16 protein-coding genes are annotated in these 23,155 nt (G+C 61.9%); 5 read left to right on the top strand and 11 right to left on the bottom strand.

The window, feature by feature from the left end; genetic code table 11:
• Positions 1 to 38 precede the first annotated feature (38 nt).
• On the top strand, positions 39 to 302 hold the full coding sequence (locus tag BBI10_RS02690) for a hypothetical protein (protein ID WP_065986495.1): 264 nt from the start codon (positions 39 to 41) through the stop codon (positions 300 to 302).
• A 115-nt stretch (positions 303 to 417) separates the two neighbouring features.
• On the opposite strand, the gene BBI10_RS02685 is transcribed toward BBI10_RS02690, so the two are convergent.
• From BBI10_RS02685 to BBI10_RS02655, 7 genes are all read right to left on the bottom strand, one after another.
• The gene (locus BBI10_RS02685; RefSeq protein WP_065986493.1) at positions 418 to 1,995 is read right to left on the bottom strand and encodes a sensor domain-containing diguanylate cyclase; all 1,578 of its coding nucleotides are present in this window, start codon (positions 1,993 to 1,995) and stop codon (positions 418 to 420) included.
• A gap of 120 nt (positions 1,996 to 2,115) precedes the next feature.
• Positions 2,116 to 2,721, bottom strand: a complete 606-nt coding sequence (gene cysC / locus BBI10_RS02680; protein WP_065986491.1) for an adenylyl-sulfate kinase — start codon at positions 2,719 to 2,721, stop codon at positions 2,116 to 2,118.
• A 25-nt stretch (positions 2,722 to 2,746) separates the two neighbouring features.
• Positions 2,747 to 3,529 carry a class I SAM-dependent methyltransferase gene (locus BBI10_RS02675; protein WP_065986489.1) on the bottom strand — a complete coding sequence of 261 codons (783 nt, stop codon included), beginning with the start codon at positions 3,527 to 3,529 and terminating at the stop codon, positions 2,747 to 2,749.
• Positions 3,498 to 4,700, bottom strand: a complete 1,203-nt coding sequence (locus BBI10_RS02670) for a hypothetical protein (RefSeq protein WP_065986487.1) — start codon at positions 4,698 to 4,700, stop codon at positions 3,498 to 3,500. The genes BBI10_RS02675 and BBI10_RS02670 overlap by 32 nt, the downstream gene beginning before the upstream one ends.
• 45 nt (positions 4,701 to 4,745) lie before the next feature.
• Complete coding sequence (locus tag BBI10_RS02665) at positions 4,746 to 5,477, bottom strand: SDR family NAD(P)-dependent oxidoreductase (RefSeq protein WP_065986486.1); 732 nt, start codon at positions 5,475 to 5,477, stop codon at positions 4,746 to 4,748.
• Positions 5,474 to 6,211 carry a hypothetical protein gene (locus BBI10_RS02660; protein WP_065986485.1) on the bottom strand — a complete coding sequence of 246 codons (738 nt, stop codon included), beginning with the start codon at positions 6,209 to 6,211 and terminating at the stop codon, positions 5,474 to 5,476. Before BBI10_RS02660 ends, BBI10_RS02665 begins: the two co-directional genes overlap by 4 nt.
• Positions 6,208 to 7,311, bottom strand: coding sequence for a transaldolase family protein (locus BBI10_RS02655; RefSeq protein ID WP_167355768.1), 1,104 nt, complete (start codon positions 7,309 to 7,311; stop codon positions 6,208 to 6,210). The genes BBI10_RS02660 and BBI10_RS02655 overlap by 4 nt, the downstream gene beginning before the upstream one ends.
• Positions 7,312 to 7,986: 675 nt before the next feature.
• Here BBI10_RS02655 and BBI10_RS02650 point away from each other — a divergent pair.
• Positions 7,987 to 8,529 (top strand): cytochrome b, encoded by a 543-nt coding sequence (locus BBI10_RS02650; protein ID WP_167355767.1) that lies wholly within the window; start codon positions 7,987 to 7,989, stop codon positions 8,527 to 8,529.
• A 47-nt stretch (positions 8,530 to 8,576) separates the two neighbouring features.
• Here the strand turns inward: BBI10_RS02650 and BBI10_RS02645 are convergent, their stop codons facing one another.
• The 3 genes from BBI10_RS02645 to BBI10_RS02635 form a co-directional block, all read right to left on the bottom strand.
• Entirely contained in the window at positions 8,577 to 9,791 is a 1,215-nt protein-coding gene (locus tag BBI10_RS02645) for an HlyD family secretion protein (protein WP_065986481.1), read from the bottom strand.
• On the bottom strand, positions 9,788 to 11,467 hold the full coding sequence (locus tag BBI10_RS02640; RefSeq protein WP_065986478.1) for an MFS transporter: 1,680 nt from the start codon (positions 11,465 to 11,467) through the stop codon (positions 9,788 to 9,790). Before BBI10_RS02640 ends, BBI10_RS02645 begins: the two co-directional genes overlap by 4 nt.
• A 78-nt stretch (positions 11,468 to 11,545) precedes the next feature.
• Positions 11,546 to 12,718, bottom strand: a complete 1,173-nt coding sequence (locus tag BBI10_RS02635) for an XdhC family protein (RefSeq protein WP_065986552.1) — start codon at positions 12,716 to 12,718, stop codon at positions 11,546 to 11,548.
• Positions 12,719 to 13,175: 457 nt separating this feature from the next.
• Here BBI10_RS02635 and egtB point away from each other — a divergent pair, with 457 nt between their 5' ends.
• The 3 genes from egtB (at position 13,176) to BBI10_RS02620 (ending at position 17,714) form a co-directional block, all read left to right on the top strand.
• Positions 13,176 to 15,323 (top strand): ergothioneine biosynthesis protein EgtB, encoded by a 2,148-nt coding sequence (egtB, locus tag BBI10_RS02630; protein ID WP_065986476.1) that lies wholly within the window; start codon positions 13,176 to 13,178, stop codon positions 15,321 to 15,323.
• A 138-nt stretch (positions 15,324 to 15,461) separates the two neighbouring features.
• The gene (locus BBI10_RS02625) at positions 15,462 to 16,559 is read left to right on the top strand and encodes an enoyl-CoA hydratase/isomerase family protein (protein WP_065986474.1); all 1,098 of its coding nucleotides are present in this window, start codon (positions 15,462 to 15,464) and stop codon (positions 16,557 to 16,559) included.
• Positions 16,560 to 16,562: 3 nt separating this feature from the next.
• A complete protein-coding gene (locus BBI10_RS02620) occupies positions 16,563 to 17,714 on the top strand; it encodes an acyl-CoA dehydrogenase family protein (RefSeq protein WP_065986472.1) in 1,152 nt (383 codons plus the stop codon).
• A 78-nt stretch (positions 17,715 to 17,792) separates the two neighbouring features.
• On the opposite strand, the gene BBI10_RS02615 is transcribed toward BBI10_RS02620, so the two are convergent.
• Positions 17,793 to 23,084: a dermonecrotic toxin domain-containing protein gene (locus BBI10_RS02615; RefSeq protein WP_065986470.1), complete on the bottom strand. Its 5,292-nt coding sequence runs from the start codon at positions 23,082 to 23,084 to the stop codon at positions 17,793 to 17,795.
• Positions 23,085 to 23,155: the final 71 nt, after the last annotated feature.

Below are 23,155 nucleotides of genomic sequence, written 5' to 3'. Positions count from 1 at the left end.
GGTCATGAGGACCTCGACGTTCGCTTAGGAGTATTACCATGCACAAGCTCGTTTCGTCTGCGCTCATCACTGTACTGATGACTGCGTCCGTTGTTCCTTTGGCCCTCGCCGAAGACGACGTGGCAAAAGGTATCCGTCACGACAATCGGGAGTTGGACAAGGGCGTAGAACACGATGCCAAGGAAGCCGACAAAGGCGTCAAGCACGACGCCAGCGAAGTGGATAAAGGCGTTAAACATGACGACGAGGAACGTCATAAAGCGGATAAGCATGTGGATAAAGAAGTCAAAAAACATCTCTGAGTGCGCTGATTTCCGCTCATCAAAGGCTGTTATTTGAAAGGATCGTCGATGCGTTTTCTTCTTTATCGCTGCCTGCAGCACTTATCGTGTGAAGCGATGCAGCCATGGACTGCGCTTAAATAACCAGCGTTGCGGGTAACCCCTCGGCAAGGTGATTATCCGCGCGCGCCCCCTGAATCAATCGTCCCTCGACACGGTTGCGACCCTTGGTTTTAGCGAAGTAAAGGAGTCGATCGGCTTCTTCAAGCGCGGCTGTATAGCCCTCTTTCTCGGGTGCGTCGATCACCACCACGCCCGAGCTGATCGTGAGTTTGCCCAGCGGGCTGGCTGAGTGCTCCATGCAGTTGTCCGCGATGGATGACTTGACCTTTTCGGCCACACTCAACGCACCCGCCAGGTCCGTTTCGGGCAGCAGCATGACAAACTCTTCACCGCCGTAACGTGCCGCGACATCCCCTGCCCGCTTGACACTGTTGGCGATCAGCCCCGCGACCTGCTTCAGGCAGTCGTCACCCTGGAGATGGCCGTAGTTGTCGTTGTATTGTTTGAACCAGTCAATATCCAACAAAATAATGGCGATCGTTGAGTGATTACGGCTTGCCCGTCCCCACTCCCGGTGCAGGGCAGCGTCGAAGCAACGTCGATTGGGCAGATGCGTCAAGCTGTCGGTCTGAGCGATGATCTCCAGCTCGTTGCGGGCAATGTTCAGTTCACCTTCAGCAGTCATCACCTGCTTGATTTGTCGGTACAACAAGATGCCGAGCAGAACCAGGGCCAGGATAATCATGCCGGTCAGGATGATGGATCGTTGCGCATAGGCCCACCAGGGCGCGAGCACGTATTCGCAAGAGACGCCAGCCGCGGCGACGATGGGTAATCCGGACACGCGCCGATAGGCGTAGATCCTCTCGATGCCATCCACCACAGAGGTGATAACGGCGGTGCCGCTATCGCTATAGGGTAGATAGCGCGTGAAGATATCGCCCTTGGCCACGTTGGTGGTCATCAATGCGGTTAATGTAGGCCGCCGGGCCAGCAAGTCGCCATTGTTCAGGGCCAGGAAGATGACGCCCTTGTCGTCGACGTCCATGCGCTCAAAAAACTTCTGAAAATAAGCCACGGGAACCGTTGCCAGGGCAACACCTGCGAAACTGCCGTCAGCCGCAGTGATACGCCGACTGATCGGGATGACCATGTCCCCCGTATTCCGGCTCTCCACAATGGAGCCGATGTGGATGGATTCATCAGCGTTATCACGGTGATAGACGAAGTAGGCGCGGTCGTCGTTGGTTTTAGCCTTGACGCCTTTGGAGAAGGAGTTGGCGACCCAATTGCCCTGGGCATCGTAGATGAAGAGCCCTTGAATCCCTTCCACGTTCACCACGGCTTGAGCCATCAGCTTGGTTAATCGTGTTTGCTGCTCACCTGCGATGCCGTCATGTTCAACACGCTCAACGAGATCGCGCAGCGTGTTGTCAGCCTGTCTCAGGGTGTCCTGGGCTTGCTGCTCAGCGGCAAGGACGATGTTGGAGACCGCAATTTGCGCGGTGGCGATGCGCTCACGCTTGGACTGGTTCATCTGCCAGGCTGTCGCCAGAATCAACGATAGACAAACCAGGGCAATGAAGCTGATCAGCGCTTTGCTGAGCGCCGAGGCGGTTAACCTGGTCGACATAAAGGAGAAATGCTTCATTGGGCTGTCATCGGATTGGCGGTAGGGGGCGCTATGCAGTTTCCGTACCGTGGTGCTGCAATGAGCCATTTTGCGGCCCATCACGCACGGTGAAAGCGTGCACAGCCGATACACAGCGCCCTACCCCCGCGCCAACAACCAGTCATCAATCATCTTCACCGCCCGCCCCACATCCACTTCATCACTGCGAATATGCAGCTCCGGAAACACCGGCGGTTCATACGCTGAATCCACCCCGGTAAACCCCGGAATGCCCCCTGCCCGCGCGCGCCGGTACAACCCCTTCGGGTCCCGGGCTTCAGCCACCGCCAGCGGCACGTCGACAAACACTTCCACAAACCGCGCACCGTCAACGATCGAGCGGGCCAGCTTCCTGGCCGCGCGGCTGGGCGAGATCAACGCGACCATCACCGTCAGCCCCGCATCAACCATCAACGCGGCCACTTCCGCCACCCGCCGCACATTTTCCTCTCGGTCCTCCGCAGAAAAACTCAGATCGCGGCACAAGCCGGTGCGCACCGAATCCCCGTCCAGAATGCAGGTGGTTAACCCGCGCGCCTGCAGCACCGGGTTGAGGCTGTCGACGATGGTGGACTTCCCCGCCGCCGAGAGCCCGGTCAACCAGATGACCCTCGGTCGGACGGCGGACGGGGCCGGAGTGATCTCGCTGAACGGGTACGGCACCAGGTTGTGGTGCTGCGTCAGCCCAGGATGGCGCGTGCTCATGACCAAACTCCTGCGTGGATCAGCATCAGATGTGTGCTTTGTGAATGACGAAATCCACGTCCATGACGTCGTAGATCGGCTTGAAATCGCCGTAGGCAGACACGGTACGGAACCCGGCCTCTCGCAACTCTTCCTGCAGGTGTCGCGGGCGTATCGGGCACACCCGCAGCCGATACTGTGCACCGTCGGCAAAGCGATACACGAACTCGCACACCGCCTCGTCGAGTTCGCCGAGGGTGATGCTGGCGGAGTTGCCGCAGTAGTAATAGCGCCCTGAAGACGTGAAGCGACCGGCGAGAATCGCTTCGAAATTGCGCTGATCGATCAGCAGCATTCCGCCGGGTTTGAGCATCTGCCGAAACCGCTTCAACACCGCGATGCGCGCGTCGCGGTCGAACAGGTGGCAAAGCGAACTGCCGAGGCACAGCACCGCGTCGAACCTGCCCAGTACGCGAGCGTCCAGCGCTTGCCACTCGCAACGGTGGACCGGTACATCGACGCCCAGCCGATCGAAGTTGCGCCGGGCGCGATCCACCATGGTCGCGCTGCCGTCACACGCGGTGACGTCAAAGCCGGCCTTGTGCAACTGCGCCCCATGAAAGCCGCTGCCGGTGGCGGCATCCAGCACACGCCAGGCGCCGGCCTGGCGCAGCAGGTCGAAGAAAAAAGAACCCTCGCCGGCTGCGCGCTTTTCCCAGTCGATGAGTTCGTCCCAGCGCTCGACGAAGTCCGCCACGTACTGGCGGGTGTAGTCGTGATCGGCGATTGCCGATCGGTCAGCAGGCAGAAGCGCGATGACCGGCGCCATGGGCGGCGACTCCTGTGTGGTGGCTGTTGGTGTGGGGAGTGCCTTCTGCGTACGCCAGGTATTTGCTGCCCAGCTCTTCCGCCCACGCCGCAGCGTCACACACGCGCATCTCGGCCATGGCGAAGTTGAGCTCGCGCTGCATGATCTGCCTCTGCACCTCGCCAAACACCGCCGAGCCGTCGGCACGAATCAGCGTGATGCCGTCGAGCCGCTGCCCCGCCTCATTCACCCTGATCGCCTCTTCCCGGGTCACGCCGTATGGCAGGTCGAGCAGGACTTTGCCCATGCCAACCTTGACCGGATAACCGCCGGGCAACCCCTGAGGCCCGGGCCCATGCACCCGCACCTCATGCTCGGCGTGCAGGTTTTCCAGCACCGTCACCGCCGACATGGCGGTGAGGTACTGGCCGTCGACGCCGCCCAGCCGGCTGAATTGACGGGCGACGCAATCCAAAATAGCCTCGGGCGCGTGCTCGCCGGTGCGCTCTTCACCGTCGATCCAGTACGTCAGGTTGAAGATAGGCTCCATGCGTTGCGGCGGCAGGCCATGGCGAGGCACGCAATGGCTGAAATAGTGATGCCCGACCAGCTTGGCGCAGACCTGAGTTGGCAGGCAGCCGGACAAATGCGCAATGGCGCTGCGGGTGGCCGGGATCAGGTTGGCGATGTTGCCGATGCCGACGTCGGGCGCCATGCCGACCTTGTAGAGGATCGGGTTGACCGCATCCGGGAACGCCGCGTTGACCACCAGACTTTTCGGGCAGGACTGTTTGACGGCTCGCATCAGTGCGTAGGCCGGCGCCAGGTGCATCGGCAGCCAGGGCCCGAGCTGCGCCTGATCAAGGGCAGCAAAACGCTCGGCCGGCAACTGCGTGATCACCCGCCAGGATTGCAGCGAGGCACAGTTGAGGATGATGTCCGGGCGAATCTTGAGCAGCGTTTCGGCGTTGCGGCTGATGCAGGCTTCGCGCAGGTCCATCTGATGGCTTTCAATCTGAATGTTGACGTTCTGTTGAAGCGCGGCCAGTCGGATCAGGTTGCACATCCGCGTGGCCTTTCCGAGGTCTCGACTGGCGACGTGGAATTCGAACGGGTTGCGCGGGCCCAGGATCTGCAGGACTTGCAGGCACAGGTTGCCGCCGCCAACGATGAGCAGTTTTTTGCGATGCATGGTGTTCTCCCTGAAATACGTGAGGGACGACGGTGTTTTCGATCGCTAGCGCGGGTAGGCGCCGTTATCCACTGCGATGACTTTTCCGGTCAGGTGACGGCTCTGTTCCGACAGCAGAAACAGAATGACGTCGGCCACGCCGTCCGGCTGAATGGGCTCCTTGAGGATTTCCTGGCGCTCGTACTCACGGCGTCGGTGCTCGGGAATACGGTCATGGATCGAGGTGTCGCGAATCAGCCCCGGGGACACAGCGTTTACCCTGATCCGGGGGCCGAAATTCCAGGCGTTCGCCTTGGTAAGGCCGATCACGCCAGCCTTGGTCACGCCGTACCACGCATCCATGCTGCCGACCTCCCCTGCCACCGACGTGATGTTGACGATGCTGCGCGAGTAGTCGGCCGCCGACTCCCGCCGTGCGAAGTCCTTGGACAGATACCCCAGGGATTTGAGGTTGACGGCCCAGATCTCATCCACTTCCGCGTCGGTGTAGTCGTACACACCTTTGCCGTGATAGATCCCCGCGTTGTTGACCAGGGCATACAGCGCCCGGTGATTGTGAAGGTCGTACAGGTTGCCGATAAACGACTGATAGACGTGCGCCTGGGAGAAGTCAGCCAGGTGGGTTTCCAGTCGGTGCAGGGGCAGGCTTGCCTGAAGCGACTGCAGGCCCAGCCTGTCGCTGTCCGCTGCGATGACGTAGTAGCCCGCCTTGACGCAGGCCAGGGTGGTGGCCTTGCCAATGCCGTTGGCGGCGCCGGTGATCACGATCTTTTTCATGGCTGTCCCTGCTCGGTGAACTGATTCATGCGTTCGTAGAAAGGTCGATGCAGCTGGTCATACGCCATCAGATGGGGATTATCGTGCAGCGGTCGCGGGTCGAAATCGGCGCTATCCGGCATGATCGTGGTGCTGTTCTCGGCGTCCTTGTGCCAGCTGCGCCAGGCTTTCCATTGCTCGGGGCACCTCGCATTCCAGCTCAATGCTTCGGGCAGGAAATCCAGCTGCAGGTGGTCACAAAGCCTGCGCAGGGTGGTTTCCGGATGGCTGGCCAGGTTCTCGGCGTTGATCACACAAGGGGTTTTGCCGGTCAGCCGCCTGACCTCGCAGAAGACTTCGTACAGCGCTTGATGGCCGATGGCGTGCGCCGGCATCTGCGGGAAGATGGCGTGGTGGGAAACAATCGCCCGGGCCGGGTCGCGAACGATGAAGACGTTCTGTTGCTCTGCGAGAAACTCGGCGTCGGCCTTCAGCGGCGTGAGGCAGTGGTAGGCCATATCCTTATGGAAAACGTGAGCGCGCTGGCGGGCGTCGCGCAACAGGGCTTTGATCGCGTCATAGTCACGGGGCATGCCGCAGTTGAGGTCCCCATGGGGAATGGCGGACTGTTCGTCGAAGGCCATGTGCGAAAACGGCTCGTGAAAAACCTCGAAGTCACCGCGCTCGATGAACACCCTTTCGAGGATCGTCGACCGCGAGCGGGGATGGGCCCAGAGGCCGATCATGCGGTTCATGCGCGGCCCTCCATGGTCGTTTTGTGACGCGCGACGGGCGGCGTGGAAACGGGCGGATCAAGCGTGTCGGCGATGAAGCCCTGCAGACGCTGCACGCCCAGGCGTGCGTCATTGCCCGCAGTCAGGAACGCCGGATAACGGGCGTATTCGTCCGAGGTCAGGCCGCCCTCAAAGTACGCCTGGTTGAAATACGGAATGGCCAGAAGGCGGTCCAGCACTTTGCCGGGAATCTGCACCCATTCCGTCGCCGGTGCGATGCTGCGCACGGCCTGCTGACGGCGTATGAGGAATTCGATGAGTTCAGGCGTCAACGTGTACAGCGTGGTGTCGGCGCCGGTGCGCTGCAGGTGCCAGCAATGTTCACGCCCACGCGCATCGGTGTCGACCTTGATACTGCACAGCAACAGTTGCGCCGGTGTCTCGCACCGTCGCATCAGCGCCTGCATCGCCTGGTACACCGCAAGTTCGGCCCAGCGCTTATCCGTCTGGCCAAGGTGGAGGCGACGGCCCCGCGCCTGCCGCTCGAATTCCGGTTCCGCACCCAGCCGGCCGATCATGAAGCTCACCACGTAACGCGTCCGCTCCGTGTTCACACCGTTGGCAAGCGCCCGCTGGCGCCCGGCGTGAATGGCCTTGAGGCAGGCATCCAGCTGAGAGACGCTAAAACAGAAGGTGTTATTGATCGAGCAGCCCCGGGCGACCAGTTGCTCGATGGCGCGATAGCCCTGAGCGCTGCCCGGGATCTTGATCATGATGTTCGGCGCCAGCGCCGCCAGTTCGAGCCCGCGGGCCACCAGCGCGTCCTGATTCATCCAGTGCCCGCCCTCGATCTGCGCGGACAGCCAGCCCGTTCGATGCCAGGATTGCAGGAACAGAGGTAGTAACAGCTGCGCGCTGTCGATGATCAGTTGGTCATAAAGCGATCGCAGGCGAATGTCCGCAGGCATGGACGCCGGCAAGGTATGCAGGAATGATCGGTAGTGGGCTGAATGGGTCACCAACGCCTGCCCCATCAACGCAGGATTTGTAGTGGCTCCGCTGACACCCGCGGCCGATGAACCCAGTGTTTCAGGCAACAGCGCAATAACCGACGACTGCATATCCGGGTAGGTCTGTAATAACCGCCTTTGGCACTGCTTATATATAAGGGGTGAAGAATCGAACCATACTTCCGAATCGGAATTATATGTTTTTAATCGCTGAACGAAGCCCGAAACATCCATGAGGGTGCCCTTCCCGGTTCGATAAATTCACGAAAATCGAGGCCCCGGCTGTACACGGGCAAAATGCCAGCTATTTCAAGCTGATAGTCAGGAAACTGAGCCTTCGAGGCTCTAAGATGGATCCATTCCCATAACCTGTCAAATGCAATTGGCCGGGATTCTAATGCCAAATTCGAATAAGAAACACGCTTTGTTATCGCTGATATGAACATGAATCTCTATCAGAATTTCTTCCCTTTTTCGAAGTAACTCAAACGAATGAAAATGAATGTTCAATACAAGATCCAGTGCAAAATTGTATTGATGCGTCATGATTCACAATAAAAGTTACACCCAGGGATTGCTGAATTAATTAGTCATACTACTTATATTAATGAGTGGCCAAGATGTAAGCGCATGTGTCGTCAACACGTTTCTCCTAGGAACAAGCGACGGCTTTCTTGCAGCGCGCCTTGCACGTTCTCCTCGACGACCGTCAGCCATTGGGTTAAGAAAGCGCAGGGGCGGTCACCGCACTGCGCCACTCAAAAAAACAGACCAAGAGACCTGACCGTGAGCAAACCTTCCGCTACCGAACGCTACAGCTACAAAGCCCGCTGGTTTCACTGGGTGATGGCGATCCTGATTGTGCTGGCGTATGCGCTGATCCTGAGCCGCACCCAGCTGGCCCGTGGCAGTGACGCGCGGACTTTCGTTGTGCAAACGCATTTCTGGGTCGGCATCGTGGTGCTGGTCATGGCGTTTTTCCGCATCGCCGAGCGTCACCGCCACACGCCGCCGGGGATTACTCCGCCCCTGGAAGGCGTATTGCGTCTGGCCGCCACGCTGTCCCATTACGCGCTGTATGCGTTCCTGTTCGCGCAACCGCTGCTGGGTCTGTTCACGGTGCTGCTGGAGCGCGGCGCACTGCCGATCCCCTTGACATCCCTGAGCATTCCCGCGCCGTTCGACCTGTCCAAGGACACCGCCGAAACGCTGGAGCATTACCACGTCTTGCTGGGCACGATTTTCTACTACGTCATAGGCCTGCACGTGATTGCGGCGATCTGGCACCACTTCGTGCGCAAGGACAACACCGTCAAGCGCATGGTGTAGGCCGGACCGTTCATTCGACGGCGCCGCTTGCGTCAACCTGCTGCGGATCAGCGAGGATCGACTGAATCCACCCGCCCATCCACCGGATCCGGCGGTACGACGCCGTCCTGGCTGGTGTCGATGCTGACCACCACCGACATCCCGGGGCGCAGCCGGTCCACGTCGTGCTGGTCGTCGTCGATGGTGATGCGCACCGGGATGCGCTGGGCGATCTTGACGAAGTTGCCGGTGGCGTTGTCCGCCGGCAGCAGGCTGAACTCGGACCCCGCCGCCGGCGAGATGCGCTGCACCCGACCGCGCATCTTCAGGTTTTCCAGAGCATCGACGGTGAAGCTCACCGGCTGGCCCAGGCGCACGTTGGCCATCTGGGTCTCTTTCATGTTGGCGATGATCCAGCGCGGACGCGGCACCAGGGCCATCAACTGCGCGCCGGAATTGACGTACGCACCGAGGCGCACCCCGATCTGCCCCAGCTGACCGTCCCGAGGCGCGGTAATGCGCGTGTTGGTCAGATCAATCCGCGCCAGCTCGATGGCGGCCTCGGCGTTCTTCACCGAGGCCTCCAGCGAGCCGCGATTGACGATCACCGTCTGCAGGTCCTGACGGGAAATCTCCAGCGCTGCCTTGGCTTCGGCCAGTGCCGCTTTCGCCTGCGCATCCGCGGCGCGGGTCACGTCGAATTCGCTCTTGGACACCGAACCATCGGTCACCAGTGCCTGACCGCGGCGAAGGTCGGCAGCGGCTTTTTCACTCTGCGCTTGAGCATTCGCAACGGCCGCCTGACGCTGGGCGATGGTGGCCTCGGCGCTGCGCCGTTGCTGCAGATTATTGGCCAGTGCGGCCTTCTGGACGCCCAACTGCGCAATGCCCTGATCGAGATGCTGCTGGTAAATCCGGTCGTCGATGCGCACCAGCAGGTCGCCCTTCTTCACCCACTGGAAATCCTGCACCGGCACTTCGTAGACGTAGCCACTCAGCTGCGGACCGATAAGCGTGGTCTGCCCGCGAATCAGCGCGTTCTCGGTGCTTTCAATCGGGCTGCTGAACGGCGGCAACTGCCACGCGTAGAGCACCACCAGCACACCCGCCAGCGCAATGCCGCCGAACAGAATCGACGACACCAGGCGTATGCGCGCCGAACGCGGTTGCGTGGTGGCCGGCATGACCGCCGGTGCAGGTGCTGCGGAGGTTGCCTGAGACTGAGCCGAGCCGCCCGCAGAACTGTTGGAAGCGTTGCCAGAAGGTTTACCGGGTTCTGTCATGAAGGTTGAGCGCCAGAAGGTGTGAGAGGAGATGCCGCAGGGGTCGCCGGAGTAAAGGGTGCGACCGGCTCGGTGGTGATCCACAGCCAGGTGGCGCGGCTGGTGATCCAGATCATGGTCAGCACGGCGATGACAGCGATCAGCATGAACACATCGTTGTACGCCAGGGTATTGGCTTCGCGGGTGGCGGCGGTCGCCAGCGAGCGAATGCCCAGGCTGGTGCGCGCGGCCGGGTCGGCGATGGCGGAAATATACGCCCCGCTCGCGCTTTGCAGGCGCGACTGCACCTGGGCATCGATCAGCGTGACGTGCTCGACGATATGCGCCGAATGGAATTTCTCGCGCCACACCTGAAAGGTGCCCAGCAACGCCGAGCCGATCAAGCTGCCGACGTTCTGGGTAATCCCGAACATCACCGAAAAACTGACCATGTTGCGCGGGTTGCTGATCACCCCGCTGATGCCCATCACCAGCGTCGGCCCCAGAAAGAAGGTGCCGCCGAACGCCAGCAAAAACTGGCTGAAATACATCTGCGGCTCGCGGGTGAGGCTGGTCGAGAAGCTGTCCATGCTCGAGCCGATCGCCATCAACGCCAGGGAAATGATCAGCGGCTTGAACAGGTGCTGGGGATTGATCGTCAGCGCGCTGACCGCAAGGCCCGCAACGCTGCCCAGCAGCATGAACAGGTACAGCGTGTGCAACTGCTCGGTGCCCTGATTCAGGCCCTGAAGAAAACCGACCGCGCCGGTGGATTGCTCCGACAGCACGATGCGCGTCAGCAGCACGCCGAAGGCGAAGCGGATCATCCGGCCACTGCCCAGCCAGCGGGTAATCAACAGCGGGCGGGTGCGGTTGTGCTCGATGCACAGTCCGGCGAGGATCAGCACGATGGACGACGCCAGGGCGATGCCGATCCACGGCTCTTCAAGCCACCATTCGATCCGCCCCAGGGACAACGCCGCGCACAATGCCGCAAAGCCTGATGCCAGCAAGGCGAAGGTCAGGAAGTCGAGTTTTTCGAAGGCTTTGAAGCGATCACCGGGTGGCAGTTTGAGAATAAGCACGCAGCCAAGGGACAGCAGGCACATGCCCAGTTCGAACAGGTAAAGCCCGCGCCACTCGGCAATCTGCAGCAGGTCTTCGGAAACCAGTCGCGCCAGCGGCGTCGCCAGCTGCGCCGTGCCGAGTCCCAGCACCAGCGCTTTCATCCGCCACTTCTGCGGGAAGGCCTGGATCATGTAATACAGGCCCAGCGAACTCAGCGCCGCGCCGACCATGCCGTGGGCCGCTCGAACGGCAACCGCTGATTCGATGTCGTTGACGAACAGGTGAGCAAAGGTCACCAGGGCGTACAGCACCAGGAACACTTCAGTGAACGCCCGCAAACCAAACTGCTGGCGAAACTTCACCAGCAGCAGGTTCATCGACACGTTGGTCATGACATACGCGGCGGGCAGCCAGGCGATTTCGGCCTGGGTAGCGCCGAGCGAGCCCTGCAGGTACTGGAGGTTGGCGACCACCAGCGCATTGCCGAGTCCGCCGGTCAGCGCCACGATGACGCCAACGATGGCATAGGCCCAGCGTTTCGGCGTCGCGTGCAAGGGCGTCGACGGCGACCCCGGCAACGTCGGTCGCTCGTGGGGGGCCCAGTCGTGGGGTCTGTACTTGTCGTTCATTGAGCGAACCTGATGAATGCCATGCAATACCACTGAAGCGCGATGGGACGCGCTCTATCAGCGCTGCCCCCGTCAAAGCTAGCTGATCATTCTCAGTTCGCGCGCCTGCTCCAGTGTGACATCCACTGCGTGAATGCTCGCTTGCCTGTGTTTGAGCATCCCGCCGCTGCGGCCGTTGAACACCGCATTGATCTCCGAAAGAATCGACAACGCCACGCTGTGCGGCGCGTCGCCGCCCAGATCAAGGCCAACCGGGTAATGGAGGCTGGCTTGTGCCGCGGCGTCGCGGAGCTGATCCGGCAGCTCGTCGAGCAAACGCTCGGTGCGGCTGCGCGGCCCGAGCTGGCCGATATAGCGCGGCGTCGACTCAAGGACCTGCCCCAGCCAGTGACGGTCCTGGGTCAGGCTATGGGTCATCACCACCACGGCGGCATCGGCGACCATTGCGTGCAATTCAGGCATCGGCTGCAGCGGCGCCGACAGCACCTGTTCGGCGTCCGGGAAACGCTGGGGCCGGGCGAAGTGCGAGCGCGCATCGATCACCGTGATGTGCCAGCCCTGCAGCCGCGCCATGCTGACCAGCGGCATCGCGTCGTGCCCGGCACCGAAGACCACCAGCCGGCGGGGCGCAGCGATGTATTCGAGGAGCACTTCGACGGCGCCGTCGGCGCTGTCGTAAGTACGTGTGGCTGAACGGCGGGCGTCGAGCACCCTTTTCAGGTCCTCGGCCACGGCCGTCGCCAGCCAGCGTTCGCGCATTTCACTCTGAATCTGCCCGGATGCACGGATGGCCACCCGCTCGCCCAGTGCCGTGTGGCGTTCGCTTTGCGTACCGATCACTGTCGCCAGCGCAGCGCCAGTACCGCTGGCCTTGACCTCACGCAGCACGTCGACCACCAGGCTCGCCGCCTGCGGATCTATCCGTTCGAAGAGGATGTGCACCGTGCCGTTGCAGCCCAGGCCGAAGCTGAGTTCGGCATCTTCGAGCTCATCGTCATCCTCGCCGGTGCTGTACGTGCGCATGGACGGCTTGCCGTTGGCGGTCAGCCACCAGGCCTTCTTGCTGACGTCGCTTTCCAGGCATCCGCCGCTGACGGTGCCGGTGGCTTCGCCCATCGGCGCAATAATCATCCGCGCGCCGGGGCGCCGGTAAGCCGAGCCTTCGACCTTGACCACCGTGGCGATCACCACTTCCTGCTGCCCGGTCTGCGCTTCATCAAGCGCCCCCAGCAGACTGGATAGATCATTCATGCGCGTCCCCAAAAACCGGTTCATTCATCTGACGTGATTCACTTTTAACCTGACTCCTGCCCTGCAACGCCCTGCCCTCTCGGACAAACGTGCTGTTGTGCTGACTGCCAGTTGCCGCGCAGGTTCAGGTTTTGCCCACAAGACGTACGTCTTGGGCAGCGCAACTGCGCTGAATGGCCGGCAGGGTAACGCAGACTGGCCGCTCATTGGCCATCGGTCACCGACTGCGCGAATCAACCCACGCTGTGACTACACTCGGTGCGTGCCGTTAAATCCATGCAAACGCTGATGACTCAAGGCATCAACCTACGCGTGGGCAGTGGCCATCCTTCGTTTGGATATTTCGGTTGAACATTCCGGGCCACACGAGCCTCAAACCCTGAATCGCCGTACCGCCTGGCTGCGTGGAATCACTCCACCGGGTCCACCGGGCATCGGCAACGCCGGAGAGCACCTGATGACGCGCCAACTACGCCAGCTTCGTGAAACATCCGCTACCCACACCCTGTGCCAGCGCTTTCAAAGTGTGCGGGAACGTACCGAATTTCTGGTCGAGCCACTGAGCGCCGAGGACATGGTGGTGCAGTCGATGCCCGACGCCAGCCCGGCCAAGTGGCACATGGCGCACACCACGTGGTTCTTCGAAACCTTTCTGCTGGCGCCGAACCTGCCGGGTTACGAAGCCTTCGATCCGACATTCGGTTACCTGTTCAATTCCTATTACGAAGCGGTCGGCCCGCGTCATCCCCGCCCCCAACGCGGGTTGATGACACGGCCAAGCGTCGATCAGGTGCTGGCCTACCGCAGGCACGTCGACGAAAACATGACGACGCTGTTGATGACGCCGCTCAGCGACGAGATGGCCAGCCTGATTGAGCTGGGTCTTGCCCACGAGGAGCAGCATCAGGAACTGCTGCTGATGGACATTCTTCATCTGTTCAGCCTGTCGTCCCTGAAACCCGCCTACAGCCCGCGCTGGCCGAAAGACCCATCGGGGCGTCGCGGTCACTTCAAGCCGCTGAGCGCCGGCCTGACCGAGATCGGCCACGACGGCGACGGTTTTTCTTTCGACAACGAAGGCCCGCGCCACACCACGTATTTGCAGTCCTTTGAGATCAGCGACCGGCTGGTGACCAACGGCGAGTGGCTGAGTTTTATTGCCGACGGCGGCTACCACACTGCCGCCCTGTGGCTGTCCGAGGGCTGGAGCCTGGTGCAGGAAAACGGCTGGAACTCGCCCATGTACTGGCAGCACGACGAGAACGGCTGGAAGCGCATGAGCCTGCGCGGCCTTGAGTCGATCGACCCGTCTGCGCCGGTGACCCACATCAGTTATTACGAAGCCGCCGCATTCGCCCTCTGGGCCGACGCGCGCCTGCCCACCGAAGCGGAATGGGAAGCCGCCGCCCGCGCCGGCTTGCTCGAGCAAATGGACGACGTCGCCTGGCAGTGGACGCAAAGCGCCTACAGCGCCTACCCAGGCTTCAAGCCCTCAGTGGGCGCGGTCGGTGAGTACAACGGCAAATTCATGGTCAATCAGATGGTCCTGCGCGGCGGCGCCAGCGTCACGTCGCCCGATCATTGCCGCCTGACGTACCGCAACTTTTTCCATGCCGACAAGCGCTGGATGGTCTCCGGCCTGCGTCTGGCCCGTGACAGCCGTCAGCCCGGCGTCGTGGACCCGAACGACAGCGAATTCGCCCGGGACGTGGTGGCCGGTCTTGGCGCCGCGGTGAAAACCCTGTCGCCCAAGTATTTCTACGACGCAGCGGGTTCCGACCTGTTCGAAGCCATCTGCGAAACCCCCGAGTATTACCCGACCCGCGCCGAAACCGGGCTGCTGAAAGGCATCGCCGCGCAGATTGCCGCGACCATTCCCTCCGGCGCAGCGCTGGTGGAGTTCGGTAGCGGCGCCAGCGAGAAGACGCGCCTGGTGCTCGATGCCGCGCCGCACATCGCCGTTTACGTGCCGATCGACATCAGCGCAACGGCGCTCAACAAGGCCGCGCGGTCACTGCGCCAGCGCTACCCTGCGCTGATCGTTGCCCCGCAAGTCGATGACTTTACCCGGGTGCTCACCCTGCCTGAAGAAGCCGACGGCCACACCCGCGTGGGCTTCTTCCCGGGCTCCACCATCGGCAACTTCAGCCACGAGCAGGCCGTGGATTTCCTCCACAGCGCCCATGAGGTGCTGGGGGAAAACGCGCATTTCATCGTCGGTGTCGATATGGTCAAGGATGAGCAGACACTGGTAGCGGCTTACGATGACGCCGAGGGCGTGACCGCGCAGTTCAACAAGAACCTGCTGACCCGCATCAATCGCGAGCTGAACGCCGACTTCGATGTGTCCGCCTTCGATCATCTGGCGGTGTGGAACGCCGACCAGGCCTGCATGGAAATGCACCTGGTCAGCCGCAAGCAGCAAAGCGTCACCGTCGCCGGGCACACCTTCCGCTTCGCCGCCGGGGAACGACTGCACACCGAGAACTCCCACAAGTTTACGGTTGAATCGTTCACCGAACTGGCCGCCCGTGCAGGGTGGACCGTCAGCGAATGCTGGATCAGCGAGGCGCCGGAAATGGCGCTGTTCAGCCTGCAGGCGTGACTGGGGTCATGCGCCCGGCCCCGCAGGAATCTTCATTGTCATTTGCAAAATGGCGCTGGTAGCATCCATCAGCACCCTCACGGATCCCGGCTGTTCAGCCGGGAATTGAGTACAACAAAAATCAACAGGGATTCAGCGATGACGGCTCAGGTACTACCTGCCGAATACGCGGGCGAGCAATCAGCCTGCGAGAGCGTTCTGTCCGACGTACGCAACCATATCGGTCACATCACCCTCAACCGCCCCCAGGGCTTGAACGCCATCGACCTGCACATGGTGCGGCAGCTGCAGTTTCAGCTGGACGCCTGGGCGAAGGATGACAACGTTTACGCCGTGGTCCTGCGCGGATCAGGCGAAAAGGCGTTCTGCGCCGGCGGCGACATCCGCTCGCTGTACGACAGCTTCAAAACCGGTCGAAACGAGCACCTGGACTTCTTCGTCGAAGAATACGCGCTGGACCTCACCCTTCATCATTACCGCAAACCCGTGATTGCCCTGATGGACGGCTTCGTGCTGGGCGGTGGCATGGGCCTGGCCCAGGGGGCGGACCTGCGCGTGGTCACCGAACGCAGCCGTCTGGCAATGCCGGAAGTGGCGATCGGTTATTTCCCTGACGTAGGCGGCAGCTACTTTCTGCCCCGGATACCGGGCGAGCTGGGGATTTACCTCGGCGTCACCGGCGTGCAGATCCAGGCCGCCGATGCGCTGTATTGCGGGCTGGCGAACTGGTACCTCAACAGCCAGCGCCTTGAAGACCTCGATCTGCAGCTGGATAACCTGAAGTGGAGCCTGACCCCGCTCAAGGATGTACAGGGCGCGCTGGCGAAACTCGGCGTGCAGCACTTGCCTGCGCCGCCGCTGGCAAAGCTGCGGCCGGCCATCGATCATTTCTTCGCGCTGCCGGACATCCCGAGCATCATCGAACAACTGCTGGAGGTGACCGTCCACGACACCCATGCCTGGGCCGTCGACACTGCCAACCTGATGCAGACCCGTTCACCCCTGGCGATGGCGGTCACTCTGGAGCTGCTGCGCCGCGGCCGGCATATGCCGCTTGAGCGTTGCTTCGCCCTGGAGCTGCATCTGGACCGCCAGTGGTTTGAACGCGGTGACCTGATCGAAGGCGTGCGCGCCTTGATCGTCGACAAAGACAAGAAACCGCAATGGAGCCCCTCCTGCGTGCAGGCCTTGAATGCCGAGCACGTGGCAAGCTTCTTCAGCGGTCATGAGGCGTGACCTATGCAAGATCTTGAACTGACCGAAGAACAAGTGATGATCCGCGACATGGCGCGGGACTTCGCGCGCAATGAAATCGCGCCCCATGCCCAGGCCTGGGAAAAGGCCGGCTGGATCGACGACGCGCTCGTCGCAAAGATGGGCGAATTGGGCCTGCTCGGCATGATCGTCCCCGAGGAATGGGGCGGCAGCTATATCGACTACGTCGCCTATGCGCTGGCCGTCGAAGAAATCTCTGCCGCCGACGGCGCCACCGGTACGCTCATGAGCGTGCACAGCTCGGTGGGCTGCGGGCCGGTGCTCAATTACGGCAGCGGCGCCCAGAAACAACAATGGCTGGAAAAACTCGCCAGCGGCCAGGCCATCGGCTGCTTCTGCCTGACCGAACCCCAGGCCGGCTCCGAAGCCCACAACCTGCGCACCCGTGCCGAATTGAAAGACGGCGAGTGGGTGCTCAACGGCGCCAAGCAGTTCGTCAGCAACGGCAAGCGCGCACAGCTGGCGATCGTCTTCGCGGTGACCGACCCGGAGCTGGGCAAGCGCGGCCTGTCAGCGTTTCTGGTGCCCACCGACAACCCCGGCTACCGCGTCGACCGCATGGAACACAAGATGGGTATCCGTGCATCCGACACCTGCGCCGTGACCCTGAGCGATTGCCGGATTCCGGCGGAAAACCTCTTGGGTGAACGCGGCAAGGGACTGTCCATTGCCCTTTCAAACCTGGAAGGCGGACGCATCGGCATTGCCGCCCAGGCCCTGGGCATCGCCCGTGCGGCATTCGAGGCGGCACTGGGCTACGCCCGTGAGCGGGTGCAGTTCGACAAGCCGATCATCGAGCACCAGAGCGTCGCCAATCTGCTGGCCGACATGCACACCCGCATCAACGCCTCACGGCTGCTGGTCCTGCACGCCGCGCGCTTGAGAACGGCGGGCAAACCCTGTCTGTCGGAAGCGTCCCAGGCCAAGCTGTTCGCCTCGGAAATGGCCGAATGGGTCTGTTCCAAGGCGGTGCAGATTCACGGCGGCTACGGCTATCTGGAAGATTACCCGGTGGAACGATACTACCGAGACGCGCGGATCACCCAGATCTACGAAGGCTCCAGCGAAATCCAGCGCCTTTTGATCGCCCGCGAGCTGCGCCACTACTCGCTGTAAGGGACGTGCCGGCTCGCCAATACCGGCGCCTGCCCATCAAGGAGCAGACGCCGAGCCTGAAGGCTCGGCGTCTGTCACTCAGCGGCCGCCCGGCGAAGGGCTCGGCACGACAAAGCTGCGGCGCCCCAGCCGCAGCACCAACAGGGTCACCGAATCGGCGTTGGCCAGAATAACCCGGCTGCGTTTCTGGGCATCGCTCATAAACACATCACGGGCATCGTCCAGGGTCTTGCACTTGGTGAGCTTCAGGATCGCGTCGTATTCGAAACTCTCCTCCTCATCGAAATCGCGCCACTCCCCGTCCGTCAATTGCAGAAAAAGCTCCCGTTTGATGCTCAGATGCGACAACCCGGACGACTGCATGCGCTCAATGTCTCCCTTCAACTTGATGTTGTAGGCATTGTTTTCCTGCAGCAGGTCCGGATACGGCGACGTGCTTTCCAGGTAGGCGATGTCGTGGGTATCGAGCACCAGATGCGAGAGTTCATGGATCAAGGTGGCCGCGCGGTAATGGGCCGGGCAATCGAACCCTTCGTTCGCCGCCTCAGGCTTCAGTGGAAACGGCGGCGCATCAAAATACCGGTCGGTCAGAAACACGCGCTTTTTCGGGTCTCGTTTAATGACGAAGCCCATGGTGCCCTCCCGCCCCGGGCGGTTGGTGCCCACCACAAACCGTGGCGAAGAATAGGGTGACAGCGACGCATCCATCACTTCATCAAACAGCGCCTTGACCGCGCGTTCGGTGTCGACCAGCAGCTCTTGTCCGGGCTCACTGACCCCGAAAAAGTCGCCAATGATCTGCGTAACCCTCGGGTCCAGCGGCGTGCCGGGGGCATGCACGTTGAGGTTATCCAGCGCATTTTCGAGGTACCTTTTGGCCTGCAGATGGGCTTCACCGATACGCTGGGCGCGCTCCCGATAGAAGGTGCGTATGTCGGCCATGCCGCTGGCCTCGATAAGCAGCACGTCGTCAGCACTGACATCGGCAGCGTGGGTCCGCAGCTTGGTCATGGCCCCGCCGCCGCCCTTCAGACCGGACTCGATATCCAGCTGCCAGCGCTGCCTGTCGTCCAGCTTCAGGCACGGGCCGGGCGATCGGTCGGGGCCGATAATCATCCAGCGGCCACTTTCGGCCTGACGGCGCACTTCATAGACCCGCCCGGAAACAGCCGCATACGCCCTGCCGTTTTCCGTGTTCATGAACAGACTCAGCAGGTCGTCCCGGCGCAAGTCCTTGAGCGAGACGTTCCGGGCCTCCAGCGCATGCAGACGGGTCAGCTGCTCGCCCGTGAGCGTGGCGCCTCCCCAGAAGAACACCGGCGCAGGCACCTCCTCGCCCTCCACCAGATCGGCGCTGATCAACTCGTCTTTTTCAGCCTGGTCCCGGGCCGTCATCATGACGCCCAGGGCGGCAGAAAATTCGGAGAGGGCTTCCCCCCAATGACGCCCGGAGGCCGACGCAGCTGACGCACGAAACAACGTATGGCTCTGCCACAGCGCGATCATCGTGCCAAGCTTGCCGGGCATGACACTCAGTGCCTGCTCAAGGCCAAGGGACGCCAGAAACTGGCGCGACGCGTGATCAGCCTCCTGATTCGTGACCGTGTCGGACTCACCGATGTCCACCAGCAGGCTCATGGTGTCGGTGAACATGAACTGCAGCGAGTTGCCGTTTTCCTCAGCCAGTGACACCGTGACCGGACCCGGTGTGTGTGTCGGCACATCCCCGAACCCCTGCGCAAAGAACGGCAGGTGAGGCTCAATGAAGCCGCCGTGTTCATACCGCTTGCGAACTTCCGGGTCCACTCGCTGCAACAACAACGCTTGCAGGCTCGCATCGCTGCGGATATCGGCCTCCAGCGCCGAGAGGCTGGTGTACTCGCGGAAGACAAAATCGCGGTGGAACACGGCGTGCAGGATAACCGGACCGCTGGCGCCCGCCTCGGCGCAGATCAGATAAATGCCCTTGAGGATGTCGGGCGTCATGCCTGCGTCGGCGACCAGCCGCAACGCACTGATAATGACGCGCACCCCGTTGACCGGTTCACGGGCGATCCCGTCAGGCATCTCAACCACACGCGAGATGAACGCGTAGGCTTCGGCGCTCAGCTGTCCTTCAAGCTTCTGCTGCATCGCCACCGCCTGCATCATCGGTGGCAGCTGGTCGATAAACAGCTTGTTGCGCCTCACCCATTTGGCATCCGCGGGGTTCAACGTCTGACGCAGCAGCGTCCTGAATCCTGTGCCGACGTCCAGCTTTCGCACCGTGCTGCGCAGGTAATCGGGCGTGATCAGGCGGGCTGCCTCTGGGTCGTCGGCGTCATTGATGCTTAATACACCGTCCGGGATGTCGGAAAAGCGATTGATCGCGTAATCGGTCAGCGTCTCACTGTGCACGAGGGTGGCGGCCGGAATCCCTGACGGGATCTGGCCAACGCCGGTGGGCGCCGCAACGTAGCGGCGCTGGGTGACGGTAATCTCGTCGGGGTGCAGGACATGCTCGGGAAAATCCTTGCGCATCTGTTCGAGCAGCCGGTCGCGTGCGTAATCCGAGAGCGTCGGGATGTCGAAGAGAAAGTCTTCCTCGCCGTCGCTGGCCAGAAAGAAACGACGCCATATCGCGTTATACGCTCGAAGGTCGTTGGGCGATGCCGCCTTCAGCCAGTCCGGCAGCAGCTCTTGAAACAGCGTGTTGTCGATCCGCACCGACAGCGCATCGAGCATCTCGATCAATTGCGTGTCCAGCTCGGTGGCCCGGGCAAGGCGCGTGAACAGCCCGGCTTCAAAGCGACAACGCCGGGCGCGGGCGCACATCTGCTGGAGGTTCTGTGACTGTCGGTCAAACACGCTTTGCTGCAACGCCTCGATCGCGTGGCCGGCGCGATGACTGAAATGAATGCGAATCGGACCCGCAGGGTGTGCTTGCAGGTGGCTGCGCAGCAGCACACGGTCGCGTTCCCCCAAAAGCGCCAGCCAACGCTCACTATGAGCGCCACGCAAGCGACTGCCTATTTTGTCGCTCAATGCCTGCTTGGAGACGAAATACTCCCAGCCCAGCTGGCTGCTCCAGAACATCACGCCCGCATCGAGGGCCAAGGGTTGCCAGAGGGCCATTGAGTCACTGAGGGTGGCCCCCGGCTGTGGGCCGTAGACCAGCGACACCGCAAACACTTCAGTGGTCGGCGCCCCCGGCTCGGTCCTCTGCGCGCGGACCGGCGCGTTCAGCACTTGCATGACCATGCTCGCCGACGCGCTTGTCACCTGCTCCATTCGCTGGCGCAGTGCCAGATCGAGCCGCAACGTGTCTTCCCTGAGGACCAGCGCCATGGCAACCGGTTGCAGCTGCCTGTCGCCCAGACGCGCAAGGCCCGTGCGCAAGCGCCTGAAGTGGTCGAGATAACGTTCGATGAAATCCGCCGCCACCCGCTTGAGCATGAAGCGGATGAGCTCGATATCCAGGTGTGCCCCCGCGGCCTGGGCGGTGAGCAGCACCTGCGCCGACGATTCGAGCGGATCGCAACGGTGTCCGCTGACGCGCTCCAGCAACAGCGCCACCAGATCCATCGACGTGGCACTCAAGGTCTCACTGATGGCGACGGAGTCTGGTTCCACATTGGAGGAGCCCAGCGGCAGCGACTCCAGCCAGCGCACCCGCACCTCGCTCGCGCGCAATCCCCGGGCCGACGCCACGCACAGATATCGTTGCAGCGCCTGCTCGGCGTAGCCGGCAAGGACGTTGTCCAGCTCGCGCAGATGCGCCGCATTGGCATCGAACACTTGGGTTCGCTCCAGCCAGGAAGGCGGCGTTGGTTGCAGTTGGGTCGGCTGGGAAGGGTAGGACGCTGACAGTTGACTGCCAATGCTCTCTGGCTCCGTGACAGCCACCACCAAGTCATCGTTGGCGCTGCTGCACCAGACGGCAGCGAAGTCCATCGGCTGCTCCCGGCGCCAGCGTCCGGCGCTGAAGTGCAGTTGACGAGGGTCGATCAGTTGGCGCACGTCCAGCGCATCGTCGTACATCGCCGAGATCATTTCCGACTCGGTCGACAACCCCGTGACGAACTGCAGATTGCGCGCCTGCAGCGCAAGGATGGAGTCAATCCGTTCGCCCAGCAGGGGCCCGCTGATGCGTTGCATCGAAAGGGACAGGGCGCCTTCGCGCAGCAACAGGGGCTGATCGGCCAGCGCCAGTGTCGGGCGGAGCATCTCGCGTCCTTCCGGGGTTGAGCAAAAGGCACTCAGCGCCGTCAGATTGGCGAATCGGCGCAGGCCGTGCTCCGGCGTAAACCACAGCAACGGCAACGCTGCCGGGCTGATATCGAAGACCAGGGTGCCGGCCAGTGGCTTTGCAGGGCCGCCCGGCACATGCAGCGCGAGACGACTGCAGTGGAACTCGGCGTCTGATGCGGTGAAGCGCGGCCCGGCCACGAGCAACGGCCGCAACAACGCTTGCTCCTGCCGAGTGAGATTCGCCTCGTGGCCATAACGGTAGAGCTCATGGCACAGGCTCGTGGCGTAAATTTGCATGGCCATGTCACGGCACGAACCGGCCGCGTGTCGCTGCCCCCAATAGTCGCTTAGCAATTGGGCGAATCGAGCAGGCACCGCAGGAATCGTCTCGCGTATGGCCTGAGCGAACAACGCCGCATCGCTGTCGCTCGCCACTCGCCCCTGCGCATCCAGGTACTGCATCGTCACGCCCTGGTCCAGCTCGGCACGGCACACGGCTTCATACGCCGTTTGAACCAGCGTCTGGGTCCTGAACACGAGTTCTTCTTCGGCACTGGAAGCCGGCTGCACCAGGCGCATGAGGTGCGTCGCCGGATCCATCTGCTGATCCGGCAACAGCCGGCGCAGCTGCAGGGCCAGGGACGAATTGACCGCGCCGATCAGGTCCGGGATCAGCTTCAACTGGTCGGTGAACTGCCTGACTGAATGGGCCTGGTACTCAACGATGGCTTCCATTTGCGCCTGGAAAGCATCGCCGTCGATTTTTTCGTATTCGAACGAGGCCAATGGATCATCGTTGGCAAATCGCCTGAGCAGCGTCGCCAAAAGCTGTGCGCGATCCTCGAAAGCTTCAACACCGGACGCCAGGGTAAACAGAAACACACGCGGATCGGCGGTCTGGCCATGGCTGAACATCAACGCCGCGCTGAGCTCCAGCGAGTTGGGCAGGCCGTCATTGAGCAGCAGCCGATCCACTCGGACCGGATCGGCATCATCGGTTGCCGGCGCGCCTGCTGCGCGTTTCAGCCAAGTCTGTTCGGATGACACGAGAAGATCGGCAGTGACGGCGCGGTCGAGTTCTTCGAGGAAGCGCCGTCGCAATGACGCGCTGTTGAAGTACGTGGTGGTAACGGTGGACATGACAACTCCTTGAGCACAAGCGCCCACGGCCGGCATTGGCCGGGCATGGGCAGGAAAAGCTGGGAGCGTAG

The sequence above is a fragment of the Pseudomonas graminis genome (assembly GCF_001705435.1).
Lineage (GTDB): Bacteria > Pseudomonadota > Gammaproteobacteria > Pseudomonadales > Pseudomonadaceae > Aquipseudomonas > Aquipseudomonas graminis_B.
Note: the sequence above shows the minus strand (reverse complement) of the source record. Positions and strands in the feature narration are given on the sequence as shown.